The sequence below is a fragment of the Gammaproteobacteria bacterium genome (assembly GCA_013817245.1).
Classification (GTDB): domain Bacteria; phylum Pseudomonadota; class Gammaproteobacteria; order HTCC5015; family HTCC5015; genus JACDDA01.
Map to the genome: position 1 here is coordinate 497,654 of JACDDA010000001.1, position 14,038 is coordinate 511,691.

At 48.7% G+C, this 14,038-nt stretch carries 11 protein-coding genes; 7 read left to right on the top strand and 4 right to left on the bottom strand.

Going from position 1 to position 14,038, the window contains the following annotated elements; genetic code table 11:
* Nucleotides 1-53: 53 nt before the first annotated feature.
* Genes H0W44_02375 through H0W44_02385 form a run of 3 tightly spaced genes read left to right on the top strand, consistent with a single transcriptional unit; the run spans nt 54 to nt 4,385 of the window.
* Nucleotides 54-1,223 carry a hypothetical protein gene (locus H0W44_02375; GenBank protein MBA3581278.1) on the top strand — a complete coding sequence of 390 codons (1,170 nt, stop codon included), beginning with the start codon at nt 54-56 and terminating at the stop codon, nt 1,221-1,223.
* A 26-nt stretch (nt 1,224-1,249) separates the two neighbouring features.
* A complete protein-coding gene (locus H0W44_02380) occupies nt 1,250-1,567 on the top strand; it encodes an HPF/RaiA family ribosome-associated protein (GenBank protein ID MBA3581279.1) in 318 nt (105 codons plus the stop codon).
* Nucleotides 1,568-1,589: 22 nt separating this feature from the next.
* Nucleotides 1,590-4,385, top strand: a complete 2,796-nt coding sequence (locus H0W44_02385) for an HAD-IC family P-type ATPase (protein ID MBA3581280.1) — start codon at nt 1,590-1,592, stop codon at nt 4,383-4,385.
* Nucleotides 4,386-5,305: 920 nt separating this feature from the next.
* On the opposite strand, the gene H0W44_02390 is transcribed toward H0W44_02385, so the two are convergent.
* Both H0W44_02390 and H0W44_02395 read right to left on the bottom strand, forming a co-directional pair.
* Entirely contained in the window at nt 5,306-6,508 is a 1,203-nt protein-coding gene (locus tag H0W44_02390; GenBank protein MBA3581281.1) for a glycosyltransferase family 4 protein, read from the bottom strand.
* Nucleotides 6,505-7,317, bottom strand: a complete 813-nt coding sequence (locus tag H0W44_02395) for a hypothetical protein (GenBank protein MBA3581282.1) — start codon at nt 7,315-7,317, stop codon at nt 6,505-6,507. Before H0W44_02395 ends, H0W44_02390 begins: the two co-directional genes overlap by 4 nt.
* 475 nt (nt 7,318-7,792) lie before the next feature.
* Here H0W44_02395 and H0W44_02400 point away from each other — a divergent pair, with 475 nt between their 5' ends.
* From H0W44_02400 to H0W44_02415, 4 genes are all read left to right on the top strand, one after another.
* On the top strand, nt 7,793-9,559 hold the full coding sequence (locus H0W44_02400) for an arginine--tRNA ligase (GenBank protein MBA3581283.1): 1,767 nt from the start codon (nt 7,793-7,795) through the stop codon (nt 9,557-9,559).
* A 26-nt stretch (nt 9,560-9,585) separates the two neighbouring features.
* Complete coding sequence (locus H0W44_02405; protein MBA3581284.1) at nt 9,586-10,167, top strand: SPOR domain-containing protein; 582 nt, start codon at nt 9,586-9,588, stop codon at nt 10,165-10,167.
* 6 nt (nt 10,168-10,173) lie between these two features.
* Nucleotides 10,174-11,094, top strand: a complete 921-nt coding sequence (locus tag H0W44_02410; GenBank protein ID MBA3581285.1) for a DMT family transporter — start codon at nt 10,174-10,176, stop codon at nt 11,092-11,094.
* Between the two features lie 79 nt (nt 11,095-11,173).
* Nucleotides 11,174-11,956 (top strand): class II aldolase/adducin family protein, encoded by a 783-nt coding sequence (locus H0W44_02415; GenBank protein ID MBA3581286.1) that lies wholly within the window; start codon nt 11,174-11,176, stop codon nt 11,954-11,956.
* Here H0W44_02415 and motB read toward each other — a convergent pair.
* Nucleotides 11,922-12,944, bottom strand: coding sequence for a flagellar motor protein MotB (motB, locus tag H0W44_02420; GenBank protein ID MBA3581287.1), 1,023 nt, complete (start codon nt 12,942-12,944; stop codon nt 11,922-11,924). The genes H0W44_02415 and motB overlap by 35 nt on opposite strands.
* Nucleotides 12,945-12,977: 33 nt before the next feature.
* On the bottom strand, nt 12,978-13,835 hold the full coding sequence (gene motA, locus H0W44_02425; GenBank protein ID MBA3581288.1) for a flagellar motor stator protein MotA: 858 nt from the start codon (nt 13,833-13,835) through the stop codon (nt 12,978-12,980).
* Nucleotides 13,836-14,038: the final 203 nt, after the last annotated feature.

Below are 14,038 nucleotides of genomic sequence, written 5' to 3' on the forward strand. Positions count from 1 at the left end.
GGAACCAGAACCCCAAAGCCAGCAATCACAACAACCTAGCAAGGACACAGACCATGAATGACTCGACATCCCTGACCTCACTCACGAAAGAATCGCTCACCGAGCTCGTGGCCCCTCAATCGGCACCGTGTTTGTCACTGTACCAACCGACGCACCGACGGTACCCAGAGAATCAGCAGGACCCGATCCGGTTTCGTAACCTCGTCAAGGAGTTAGAAACATCGCTTCTACAGGCCTATCCCTCAATGGAGGCTCAATTGCTTCTAAAGCCATTCGAAGCACTCGCATCCGACAATGACTTCTGGAACCACACGCTCGACGGACTAGCGGTGCTGGGCACACCGGGCCTTTTTCGGGTGTTCCGCCTGCCGCGCGCTGTCGCCGAGCTGGCTGTCGTGGCCGACAGCTTTCACATCAAGCCGTTGTGGCAGTTCCTTCAGTCGGTCGACCGCTATCAAGTCCTCGGGTTAAGCCGAGACAAGATTCGTCTTTTTGAAGGAGATCGTGACGCTCTTGAAGAGATCGAGCTGGCCGCCGGGGTACCTCGCACAATCACCGACGCGCTCGGTTCGGAGCTTACCGAGCCGCACCAGACGGTCGCATCCTACGGAGGAGTTGGTGGGTCGAGCAACGCGATGCACCACGGCCACGGCGGAAAGAGCGACGAAGTGGACATCGACGCCGACCGATTCTTCCGCTCGATTGACCGGGCGGTGCTGGAGCACCACTCGCGCGCCACAGGTCTGCCGCTGATCCTAGCCGCGCTACCGGAACATCACCATCGTTTCCACAGCGTCAGTCAGAACCCATTTCTGCTAACTGAGGGGATCAAGGTCAATCCTGATGCCGTGAAGAACGATGCCCTGCGCACGCTCGCTTGGCAGGTCATCGAGCCGCAGTACGAGGCGCGGCTCGCAAAACTGATAAACGACTTCGAGCAAGCCACAGCGACGGGGCGCGGCAGCGACAAACTGCCGGAGATCACGGCAGCCGCCGCCTCAGGGCGCGTCGCCACATTATTCATCGCGGCTGATTGTCAGATCGCTGCTCACCTAGACGAGGGGACCGGGAAGGTTGTCGGCGACGCGCTGAACAATCCACGAGTCGATGATGTGCTCGATGACTTGGGCGAACTGGTTAGCAGAATGGGTGGCGACGTCTTGGTCATCCCGGCGGCGAGAATGCCCACACGTACGGGCGTGGCTGCAATCTATCGATACTGAACCCATTCAACAAAGGAATCAGACTCATGCAAATTCAAGTCAATACCGACAAAAATATTGAAGGACACGAGGAACTCGTGGCCCAAGTAGAGGCTACGATCACCAAGTCTCTAAGCCACTTCAAAACTCACATCACACGCGTGGAAGTACATCTCAGTGACGAAAATGGCGACAAGAATAGTCATAACGACAAACGGTGCATAATGGAAGCCCGCCTCGAGGGGCGGCAGCCTATTGCCGTGACCTGCCAGGCGTTGACCCCGGCCCAGGCAGTCGCCGGTGCGGCAGATAAGATAAAGAGCGCGCTCGAGAGCACGGTGGGGCGGCGCGGCGAGCATCGCTAGCGCTGTTCGCCAAAAAGTCCCAATGTCGACAAAGAACAAAATCGAGATATCCGGCACCGACACTCCGGCAGAGACGTGGCACACGCTGGCCGTTGATGTAGCTGCACAGCATTTGCGAACCGACGGAATACGTGGTTTGACGAATGCCGAGGCAGCACAGCGCCTCGAGCGGTTCGGCGCCAATCAGCTGGAGCAGACACGGGGACGGACTGTCTTCGCCATCCTTTTCAACCAGTTCAAGAGTTTCCTTGTGTTGCTGCTCTTTGTGGCCGCCGGGATTGCCTTCGCCATGAGCGAGCATCTCGAAGCGGGTGCAATCCTGGTGGTCGTCGTGCTGAACGCGACGATCGGCTTCCTCACGGAATGGAAAGCTGAGCAAACGCTGACGGCTCTTCAGAAGCAGGCGGTGCAGATCGCTCGCGTAGTCCGCGACGGCGCGGAACGTGAGCTCCCCGCCGCCGCACTGGTGCCCGGGGATTTGGTCGTCCTTGAAGCGGGCGCACGTGTCCCCGCGGATGGGCGAATCATTGAGAGTGCGCAACTAAAGATCGAGGAAGCCGCGCTCACCGGGGAGTCGAAGGCGGTCACCAAGTCGACCGAGCCGATCGCGGACGCGAAGGCACCTCTCGCGGACCGGCTCAACCTAGCGTTCATGGGTACGACTATCATAAATGGTCGCGGCCATCTTCTCGTTACGGGCACCGGTGTCGCGACCGAGATGGGAAAGATCGGGGTCCTTATCGACGAAGCGAAGAACAACGACTCGCCTCTCGAGAGGAAATTGGACCGCCTCGGTCGGCTGTTGCTTGTGATCGTGCTGGTGCTGTGCGCGATCATTATTTTTGCTGGTTGGCTTCGCGGTCATGGCTTCCTTTACATGCTTGAAGTGGGCATCTCGCTCGCGATCGCCGCGGTGCCCGAGGGGCTCCCCGCCGTTTCCACGATGACGCTTGCGCTCGGGATGCAGCGCATGGCGCGCATGGGCGCCCTGATTCGGCGGCTGCCCGCGGTCGAAACGCTCGGCTCCACGACGGTCATCTGCACCGATAAAACGGGGACGCTGACTCGCAATGAGATGACGGTGTCGGTGTTCGTACTGGATAGGAGACGGATCGACGTGACCGGCACCGGCTACTCGTCGGTGGGTGAGTTTCAAGAAAACCATCAACCGGTTGACCCGCATGCTGATGCACACCTCACGCTTGCGCTACGCGTCGGCGTCTTGTGCAACGACGCGAAAGTCGCTCACGCCGATGGCAAGGACACGGTGCTTGGCGACCCTACCGAGGCGGCGTTGATCGTGGCGGCCGAAAAGGCGGGCATGAAAGAGGATGCGCTCGAAGCCGAGTTCCCCCGCCTCAGCGAGCAGCCATTCGACAGCGCTACGAAGCGTATGGCCACCGTGCACCGGACGCCTGAAGGCCGGCTGATCACCTTTGTGAAAGGGGCGCCGTCCACGTTACTCGAGGCGAGCTCGTCCCAGGTTGGTGCCAACGGCGTGACGCCCCTTACCGCTGACGATCGCGCCCGCTGGGATACGATGAATCAGGACCTCGCGGGGGCCGCACTACGCGTACTCGCCTTGGCCTATCGAGACATGCCCGAAGGCCAGAGCGAGCATGACGCTGACGCTACGAAACAGCTAACCTTTGTCGGTCTCGTCGGCATGACCGATCCACTGCGCGAGGAAGCGAAAGCCGCGATCGCCACGTGTCGCGCAGCGGGCATTCGTTCGGTAATGATCACCGGCGACCAGCAGATCACCGCGGCCGAGATCGCCCGTCAGCTCGGCATCGACCGCGATTTGAACGGCCAGCCACTTCGAATTGTGCACGCACGTGAGCTGAACAATCTCGACGCCGCGGGATGGCAGAAAACCGTGCAGGGCGCTGCAGTCTTTGCCCGCGTGTCGCCCAAGCACAAGCTTCAGATTGTCGAAGCGCTGCAGGCGCAGGGGCAGATTGTGGCCATGACCGGCGACGGTGTGAACGACGCTCCGGCCTTGAAAAAGGCCGATATCGGCGTCGCCATGGGCATCAAAGGGACCGAGGTCGCCAAAGAAACGGCGGACATGGTCATCGTCGACGACAACTTCGCCACGATTGTCGGCGCGGTCGAACAGGGAAGGATTATCTATGCGAACATCCTCCGGTTCATCCGCTACCTCTTCTCGTGCAATTTGGCCGAGATCCTCACCGTGTTCATCGCTCTGATGGTTGGCTGGCCGCTGCCGCTCGGCGCACTTCAGATCCTGTGGCTGAACATGATCACTGACATCTTCCCTGCGCTCGCGTTGGCCCTTGAGCCGTCGGCGCCCGGCATGATGAGCCGGCCTCCGCACGATCCGAAGGCCCCTCTCCTGCCGGCGCGGCTTTTGGTCATGATCGGCTGGCAGGGGTCACTGCTCGCCGCGGTCACGTTGCTGGCGTTCTTCCTCGGCATGCGCATGCACGGTGCGGAAGGAGAGGGGCTGAAGCACGCGATCACGGTGACCTTCATGACGCTTGCGTTCGCCCAGGTGGTTCACGTCTTTAGCTCACGCTCAGAGACGCGCTCGACATTCGACGCACGTCTCTTCAAGAACGGCTGGCTGTGGGGAGCCGTGGCGCTGTGCGTTCTCCTGCAGCTCGCGGCGGTTTACGTTCCGTTCTTGAGCGCCATTCTTCACACCGTTCCACTTGATGTGAAAGATTGGGGCGTCGTGGCCGGTTGCGCGCTCCTACCCCTCGCCGTCGTGGAAGTTGTGAAACTGATCCAGCGTCGCTTCTTCTCCAGGAGCAACGGCCCAGCCACGCAACTATCCAAGCGCGCGGCGTAGCGGCAGATAGCGACAGCGCAGGTCGGTCGCCGTACCGACTCCTCGCACGCACGCTCTGTGCGAAACGACGTCACCTGCTGGTGATATCCCCAAGCCACCTTTGTAGAGGCGCTTCGTCCGATCAAGACGCTGTGTATGCGATCCAAAATTCGCTCGAATTCGCGAGATACAGGAAGCACTTCTGGAGGTTGATCGCGAACGATGAAAAAACGCGCTGGCCGTTATCGCGCGCTATTACTGCAAGCGCAACAACGTAACCATTTACAACACATCTTAAAAAACTTATCGAACAATTAAGCCAACTGCCCACTGCAAAAATCAGTGCGTTGGTCGCTTGACGTGGATCCAGTGGATTTATTTTAAATATGTCAAATTTCATTTTATTAACACGCATAAAATGAGATGGCATTACTTAAAAACATGTCAGAACATATGAATAGTTAAATTTCTAATCGAGAAATAAGAACTGAACGTTATTCGATAATCAATTATTAAACCATAATTTTTCGAGAGCTTTAAAAAACAAACAATCAGGAAAATAAAAAATCGCTGCAACAAATAATAAATAAACTTTCGCTGTGATTCCAAGAAAGAAAAACAATAGTAAAAGCAACTTATTTTCTTGACGACACACCCGCATCAACAAACACGCACTCCCACACCACAACCGTTTCCTCACAAATCGTCATAAAATCACCAAGTTTTTTGCCTCGCCTATTTACAGTCATCGCCCTAAGCGACAACTTACCTGTTCCATCACCTGACCTGCCATCGCATCAACCACGACAATATCTACGTGCGCACTACAAGGAGAAGAGGCCATCACCACGCCGTTCGACATGACGGTGCTCAACGAACTGAGCCACTTCCATCTGGTGCCTGAGAATGTTTGGTTATGGATTTTGACTAACCAGGAAATATTATTTTTTGTTTCTATCTGAAAAAAAGCGTACAAGACTGGAGACTATTTTTCGAGACCCTGGAATTTTTAATATTTTTTCTTTCAATCTAAACAGTACGGAATTTTTCCAAGCATTATTTTCGGCGCGCAATGCATTATTTTCGGTTTGTAGTGCTGTAGCTTGTGCATTTAGCCACCGGGGAGCTAATGTCATGTTTTTTGACTCCGACAAGCCCCGTATATACTTTGCGTTCGCCTGTCCTTCGGCATTTGGATTGAAGCTGTATTCTTGTTGATGCTCAATTAAAATTTCTGAATATACATTTAAAATTTCATCGACAGTTGATTCGCAGTCGACAAGTGATCGTAATCGTGAAGATGTTTTTGCCGCATCTTCTGCATCATATTGAGCAAGCCGTGTAATTACGGCTTCAGCAGAAACAAGTTCGTTGAAAGTACGAATTCCAAAATTGAGTCGGCGGAGAGCGTCAAGTTTTTTTAAGGTGACGAGTGGGCCAAGACGATCATTGTTGTGGAGAATAACAGCAGTCCCCACTGCCATTGCCTCCAACGCACATTTAGCTTTAGCGAATACAATATCATAGTTCTTCAATAATTCATGTGGAGCTGCAGTTGAGTTGCGCATGCCGGTTCCGGCCGTATCTAAATTAATATTTAACTGCGTGCATGCGTCCTGAATGTTTTTGTAAAATAAATTATCTTGTGTGTAATTACCAAATAACAAGGCATTCTTCGGTTTTTTAGGCAGTGGGCTTCTAGGTAGGAATTTAGTCAAGTCAACAAAGTTAAGTATGACGTGCACTTTATTTTCTGGAATTGCGTGTTCAAGGATAAGACGGTCGCGGCATGTATCATCTACTGCAATGTAGCGAAGAATTCTTGGATGCAACGGAGGCATTTCTTCCCAGGGCAACCATCCATGGCAAAAATATACAGCGGGTACGCCGGGAAATTTATTTAATGCCGTCATCGTCTCAAGATGATGCTGTCCATGAATTAAATCTGGGGGTGTTGATATACGGTCAAGATCATCTACCACTGCTACAGTCGCGGCACGCAATTCTTCTGCAACTTTTCCTAGACGCGGGCTATACGCAATTACGGTATGCCCGCGTTTGAGAAGCGATATTGCAACATCTCTTGCATACAGCTCTGATCCCGCGCGTTCATCGAGCGTATTATTTGTTATTAGAATTTTCATTGAGTATGCAATTTCACTTGTTCAAGATAATCGCGCAAATCGGCGGCAATCGAAAGCATATGCTCGTTGCGGCGAAGTACAAAATGATATTTCCCTTCAGCAACGCGTTGTTCTCCATGTTTCTCATAATAAGGCATTTCGTCGGGTAGCCCATCTGTAATGTTGTTGTCAGTCCACCGTAACAGTTCTTTACGAAATGCGTCAGGTGGACATTGACTAAATGTTTCTACAACATCGATTTCTAAGCCTTCGTAACTTTTTAATAATTGTAACTTTCGTTCAAACATGTCGTCATCGAGTGTCAGTAAAATTGAACGTTCAACGTTCAACGTTTCGGTAGAGAATGTATCTGGCGGTCCGGTAAGCACAAAATCATAAGAAGGAATCATTTTATTGGTACGAATATAAATTAATTGAATTGCCGTGTTAATGACTAACCGACACACATCATGGGCGGGGTTGTACCCTTCTGCTGCATCGCCAACTACGTATGCATTGGGTTCTTGCGACAAAACGTCTGAAATTAATTCTGCCATTTGGATAAACACATCTGTTCTACGGTTTAATATTGCCTCATAAATATACTTGTCTGTATATGCGCCAAAAATCGCACCTGGTTTAGCTTCTGTTTCATCTAGAATTCGCTTGGTTTCTTTTAGGCGAGATTGGCTGGAACGTCCCGAGCCGTCGGTTAGAATTAATACGCTTGGATGAGCTTGTGTTAACCAATTGAATACACGCAGCTCGTGTCTTGGATGCGCAATGATCAGAACAGCTTTTTTATCATGAAGATCAGTTTTAAATTCCACGTTTAAACATGTCTTGCGAGTTTTAGAGGAGGTGGCTTTCCCACGGCAGGGGGACACTTTCTCATAATCCAGCTGCCCGTTCAAACGCTCCTGGACTCACATTTCCCAGATACTGATGCCGTCTAGCGCTATTATAAAAACTCCAATATAAATCGAAATATTCCTGCCGTTGCATCTGCGTGTGTTTTGAAATTGATTGCCATTCAGCTTCTGAAGGTGAAGCCGCTTTAACCCATTTATAAAGACTTTATGCCAACAGCCTAATCCCCGGCTACATCATTGACGGTGTAACCCAATCAACAACTTACTTAACTGTTTCTTCACGGGATTCTGCAGTATATTTTCTGCTCATTTGTGCCTCTCCAACCCAGTTTAAAATTAACTATAAATTTGTCCACCAGACCACGGCAAGTCCAACCCAACCCTTATGCTACAATGCGCCGCTTTATTGCTGACTCCGACCTAAAGAATTGCCTTGAAAACTCAACTTGAAAACTTGCTCCAACAAGCCTTAACGCAGTTGCAAAATGACGGCGTGCTGACGGCTGAGCAGACGCCCGCTGTGCAATTAACCCGCAGCAAAGATCCCGAACACGGTGACTTTGCGACGAATTTTGCGCTGATGGCGGCGAAAAATTGTGGTTTGAAACCCCGCGAACTTGCAGAAAAATTAGTGGCGGTGTTACCCACCGATTCGGTGGTGATCAAAACTGAAATCGCCGGCCCCGGTTTTATTAATTTCTTTTTAAGCCAAGACGCGACTCACACTATTATCCCCACCATTTTGCAACAAGCAGAAAACTTTGGCCGCAGCACTATCGGGCATAAAGATAACAAAGCACAAACTGTATTAGTGGAATTTGTATCGGCGAATCCTACCGGCCCTTTGCATGTTGGCCATGGTCGCGGTGCCGCGTATGGCGCAGCGCTCGCCGATTTATTGAGCTTCGCGGGTTTTAATGTTGAACGCGAATATTATGTGAATGATGCCGGACGCCAAATGGATATTCTGGCGACCAGCGTGTGGTTACGTTATTTAGCGTTAACGGGGGAAGTATTACCCTTTCCCACTAATGCCTATCGTGGTGATTATGTTGTCGATATTTCTCAACAATTAAAAACCCAATACGATGCGCGGATGCAACGTGCGGCCCATGCGGTATTGGCAGACTTGCCGCTAGACGCACCCGAAGGCGATAAAGAACTTTATATTGATGCGTTAATCGCACGCGCTAAAGAATTATTAGGTGATGATTATCGAATTGTTTTTGATTGTGGTTTAAACGATATTCTCGCGGACATTCGCGATGATCTTGCGGAATTTGGCGTACATTATCAACGCTGGTTTTCGGAACGTTCATTAACTGAAAGCCATGCGGTTGAAAAAGCATTGCAACGTTTGCAAAGCAACGAATACTTATACGAACAAGATGGCGCACTGTGGTTTCGCAGCACTGCATTTGGCGATGAAAAAGATCGCGTCGTTCGACGTGATAACGGTCAGATCACATATTTTGCGTCGGACATTGCGTATCATTTAGAAAAACTCGAACGCGGTTATGATCGCTTAATTGATATTTGGGGCGCGGATCATCACGGTTACATCGCGCGCGTCAAAGCAGCTATTAATGCGCTCGGCAGCGATGCGGATAAACTCGATGTGTTATTAGTGCAATTCGCGATTTTATATCGTGGCAGTGAAAAAGCGTCGATGAGTACGCGCTCCGGTGAGTTTGTAACCTTGCGTGAATTACGCCATGAAATCGGCAATGACGCAGCGCGTTTTTTCTATATCATGCGCCGTTGTGACCAACACATGGATTTTGATTTGGATTTAGCCAAATCAAAATCAAACGAAAATCCGGTTTATTATGTGCAATACGCACATGCGCGCATTGCCAGCGTGTTACGTGAACTAAACACGCAAACACCGGCGTTTAGCGAAGCAAATGGTTTGGCCAATTTAAATTTATTAACCGAACCACACGAACAAGCGTTAATAAAAATGCTAGCGCGTTTTCCAGAAATTATTAATAGCGCGGCGCGCGCGGCCGAACCTCATCAAGTCACTTATTATTTACGCGATTTAGCGACGGCGTTTCATAGTTATTACAATGCGCATAAATTTTTGTTAGATGATATTGCCAAACGCGATGCGCGTTTGTGTTTAGTTCAGGCCACACGCCAAGTATTACGTAATGCATTAACACTGATCGGCGTATCTGCGCCGGACAGCATGTAACTCACCGAATAGGTTTTAAAAAATATATGGCACAGAAAAATGGTTATCCGGGTTGGGCCTATTTATTAGCTGGTTTAATGATCGGTTTATTTGTGGCTTTTATTGTGTATTTGCAAAATCAACCTACGCCTAATAACACGGCCTCGTTAGAACCGCCAAAAAATGATACGCCCGCTAGCAAACCAGAAAAAACTGAATTCGATTTTTATAAAATCCTGCCTGAAATAGAAGTCGTAGTGCCTGATTTAGAAGTAAAACCTAAAAAGAATCCTACGCCATCGGTTGTGAATACAACTCAACCGAGTAATACAACGCCCGCAAACAATACCCAGGTATTTACGCCGCCCAAAGCCAACGCAGAATTAGCGAAAGGCGAACATTATATTTTACAAGTAGGCTCATTTAAAAAATTTGAAGAAGCCGACAAGTTGAAAGCACGTTTAGCATTTATGGGTTTAGAAACTCAAATTCAAAAAGTCAGTGTTGATAATGCGACGTGGCATCGCGTGCGCGTTGGCCCTTATCAAAACAATCAAGATTTAAATGTAGTGCGCCAACGCTTGCAAGATAACAATATGCAAGCGGTGACTTTAAAAGTCAGCAATTAAGCATTTATGCGTTACGCGCAAAACATTGCGCTAGGTGCAGTATTAATTGTGGGTTCCGAATTAATGTTAGCCGGCATGGGCGCGGCCATTCGAACCGCGGCCGATGGTTCACAAGGCCTACCAAATGAGATGATTGTGTTTTTGCGCAATGCACTCGGTTTATTGTTATTGCTTCCCTATGTCATGTATCACGGTTTTGATATTTTAAAAACCTCTACGCCTGGTTTGCATTTCTCTCGCGCCGCTGTTGGCGTGTCTGCTATGTATTGTTTTTTTTATGCTTTAGCGAATTTGCCGTTAGCGCAAGGCGTTATTTTAAAAATGACTACGCCGATTTTTATGCCATTGATTGCCTATTTTTGGTTAAAAGATCGCGCACCTTTACTGGCCATTGCGGCGATACCGTTAGGATTTTTGGGTGTGTGGTTAATTGTGAATCCCAACACTGAGATGGGTAGTGGCAATTTTAATCTTGCGGCGATGGCGGGTTTATTCGGCGGTTTATTAGCCGCTGGTGCAAAAACGAATGTGCGCAAATTAGGTGAAACAGAATCTACTGTGCAAGTCGTTTTTTATTTCGCGTTATTTGCAACGTTAATCTCGGCAATACCTGTCACGTGGGCATGGCAGACACCGACGAATACGCAATGGGGATTTTTATTATTAATTGCTGCGGGCGCTACCGCAGGACAATTAATGATGACACGCGGTTATGCGATTGCACCTATTTCTATAGTTGGGCCATTTACTTATTCCAGCGTTATTTGGGCGTCTTTAATTGGTTATTTGTTATGGGGCGAAACACTGGGTGCGCATTTTATTATCGGCACCTTATTAATTATTGCAGCAGGTGTATTTGCTACACGCGGTAAAACATTTTTCTCACGCGCGTCTAAAAATCCTGCGGTAAGCGCACTTGAGCCTTAAATCATAAGGCTTGTTGCTATTGCCAAGACTCTGTTGCAAGCTTATTCGTCGTCATTTCTATTTTTGTTGAGGTTCGCACATGCAAACCATTACGCGTAAAGCCGTTGGCGGCGCATTAGCAACCGCGCCTACATTTACGAATTTGGCGGATGAACGTTTACATCGCAAACAACGTTTAGCCGCTGCGTTTCGTTTGTTTTCTCACGCCGGATTTGATGAAGGTATCGCCGGCCATATCACGGTACGCGATCCAGAAAATCCACAGCATTTTTGGGTAAATCCATTTGGCGTGCATTTCGCAACACTACGCGTGTCTGACTTAGTGTTAGTCAATCATACCGGCGAATTAATTCAAGGCACTCACGCAGTCAATGGCGCAGCTTTTGCGATTCACTCGCGCTTGCATCTGGCCAGACCTGATGTAGTCGCCGCTGCACACGCGCATTCGATACACGGCAAAGCGTGGGCATCACTAGGCAAACCCTTAGATCCCATCAGCCAAGATGCATGCGCATTTTTTGAAAACCATGCGGTATTTAATTCTTTTAGCGGTGTCGTCGTTAACGAAACAGAAGGTGATCGCATCGCCCGCGCATTAGCACAAAACAACGCGTTAATTTTACAAAATCATGGTTTGTTAACGGTAGGCGCGAGTGTTGATGCGGCGGCTTATTTATTTTTATCGATGGAGCGTTGTTGCCAAGTTCAGTTATTAGCGGAAGCTGCGGGTACGCCACAATTAATTTCTACGGATATTGCACGCGAAACCAAACACTACATCGCGTCAGATCATTCACTATGGTACAGCTTTCAACCTTTATACGATTTTATTGTGGGGCGTTATCCGGACTTGCTGGATTAACATTGTGAATATCCGCACTAATTCTTTGACCCTCGGGCGGCGTTAAATCTTCAATAGGCGCCGCATCACTATCACTATTCGGCGGTCGTCCTTCTTGATTGGCTTGATCAGCTTGACTGCCTTGTTCACGCGCGGCGGCTTTTTCTGCTTCTGCTTTTAGTAAAATAATATTAATTCGCCGATTGATCGGATTATACGGATTATCTTTGTCGTATAAGACCGACGAACCCAAACCCACCACACGACTAATTTTATCACTGGGCAAACCCGCGCTAATAATTTGGCGGCGCGCAGCATTTGCACGATCGGCTGATAACTCCCAATTACTATAACCCGTGGTATTTGCATAAGGCGTCATATCCGTATGACCACTAATACTAATTTTATTCGGTGATTGATTAAGAATTTTCACAATTTCTGCAAACAAGGGTTTTGTATATTTTTCTGGCGCGGAACTACCATTGGCAAACATAGGACGATTTTCTTTGTCCATGATTTGAATACGCAATCCTTCATTAGTAATATCAATTAATAACTGATCTTTAAAACTGCTAAGCGCTGCATTGGTATCTAATGCGGATTTCAATTGCGAAAACATCGCTTGCATACTATCTAGTTCTTTTTGCGCCGCCGCTTCGGCGGAATCTTCTGCAGGGTCTTCAACTTCCGGTGCGTCTGGATTTTGCTCTAAGGGATTATTACCTTCACCCCGCGCAATTTCTAACTGCCCGCCCATTTCAATCATCGATGAACTGATGCCACCCGATGCTTCAATGGCGCTAGGATTTTGAAAATAATCTGAAATAGCGGATTTTTGTTCTGGCGTTGTTGAACCCATCATCCACATCAACATAAAAAACGCCATCATCGCTGTCACAAAATCTGCGTAAGCAACTTTCCATGAACCACCGTGATGGCCATGGCCACCTTTTTTAATGCGCTTAATAACAATGATCGGCGCAAGGCTGGATTTATTATCCTTGGCCATGCGTTAAGTTCTCATCCTTGTGAACAACGTGCATCACGCTCGCTCGCTTTTTAAATATTCTTCTAATTCTTTAAAGCTAGGACGTTCAGTAGAAGGGATCGCTTTGCGTCCGAACTCCACCGCAACCGGTGGCGCGTAACCATTTAAAAACGCCACCAAACACGTTTTAATTGATTTAAAAAATAATGATTCATCATTTGCAATATGCGACATAGAAGCCGCAATTGGCGCGACAAAACCATAGGCTAATAACACGCCTAATAAAGTACCTACTAAAGCCGCTGCGACGTGCGCACCAATTTCTTCGGTTTTCCCGCCTAACGCACCCATGGTAATAATAATCCCCAATACTGCAGCCACAATACCAAACGCCGGCAATCCATCGGCTAATTGAGTGACAGCTGTATCGGGATAATGCGATTCTTCATGATGGCTATCTAATTCAATACTCATCAAATCTTCTAGTTGCATAGCATTTAAATTACCGCTGACCATCATGCGCAAATAATCCGTCACAAAATCCAAAACGTGATGGTTCTTTAAAATCGCGGGGTAACGGGTGAATAATGCGCTTTCGTGTGGGTTTTCAACATCGGCATCAAAAGTAATTAAACCATCTTTACGCGCTTTAACAAAAATGTCGTACATCAGCGCCAACATGTTCATGTACATTTTTTTATTGTACGGCGTGGCTTTTAAAGAACGCAGAAAATCACGAAGAACCGCTTTCATAATTTTAGCGGGGTTAGCAATAATCAAAGCGCCAACACCTGCGCCGCCAATAACCAACAATTCATAGGGTTGCCACAACGCCGCCAAATGCCCGTGCGATAGGACGAAACCGCCTGCGACCGAGCCTAGTACTACGATAATGCCGATAATTAACTTCATAACATCCCTGTTTAGAAACGAGTAAATATACGATTCTGAAGACTTATTGTTTGGCGGCTTGGAAGGATGATTCTTAACTTCAAAATACCTTCAAATTATTAGTGGGGCTGACTCAAGGCGCAGATGCGGGCTTAACGCCTTGGTTAGCGGCGACTCCTCCTTCATATTTAAGATTTTTTTACGAAAGGCTCGTTCTGCGACAA

Coding starts and splice junctions, on each gene's coding strand:
- H0W44_02375 (MBA3581278.1), top strand. CDS start 54: ATGAATGACTCGACATCCCTGACCTCACTCACGAAAGAATCGCTCACC.
- H0W44_02380 (MBA3581279.1), top strand. CDS start 1,250: ATGCAAATTCAAGTCAATACCGACAAAAATATTGAAGGACACGAGGAA.
- H0W44_02385 (MBA3581280.1), top strand. CDS start 1,590: ATGTCGACAAAGAACAAAATCGAGATATCCGGCACCGACACTCCGGCA.
- H0W44_02390 (MBA3581281.1), bottom strand. CDS start 6,508: ATGAAAATTCTAATAACAAATAATACGCTCGATGAACGCGCGGGATCA.
- H0W44_02405 (MBA3581284.1), top strand. CDS start 9,586: ATGGCACAGAAAAATGGTTATCCGGGTTGGGCCTATTTATTAGCTGGT.
- H0W44_02410 (MBA3581285.1), top strand. CDS start 10,174: ATGCGTTACGCGCAAAACATTGCGCTAGGTGCAGTATTAATTGTGGGT.
- H0W44_02415 (MBA3581286.1), top strand. CDS start 11,174: ATGCAAACCATTACGCGTAAAGCCGTTGGCGGCGCATTAGCAACCGCG.
- motB (MBA3581287.1), bottom strand. CDS start 12,944: ATGGCCAAGGATAATAAATCCAGCCTTGCGCCGATCATTGTTATTAAG.
- motA (MBA3581288.1), bottom strand. CDS start 13,835: ATGAAGTTAATTATCGGCATTATCGTAGTACTAGGCTCGGTCGCAGGC.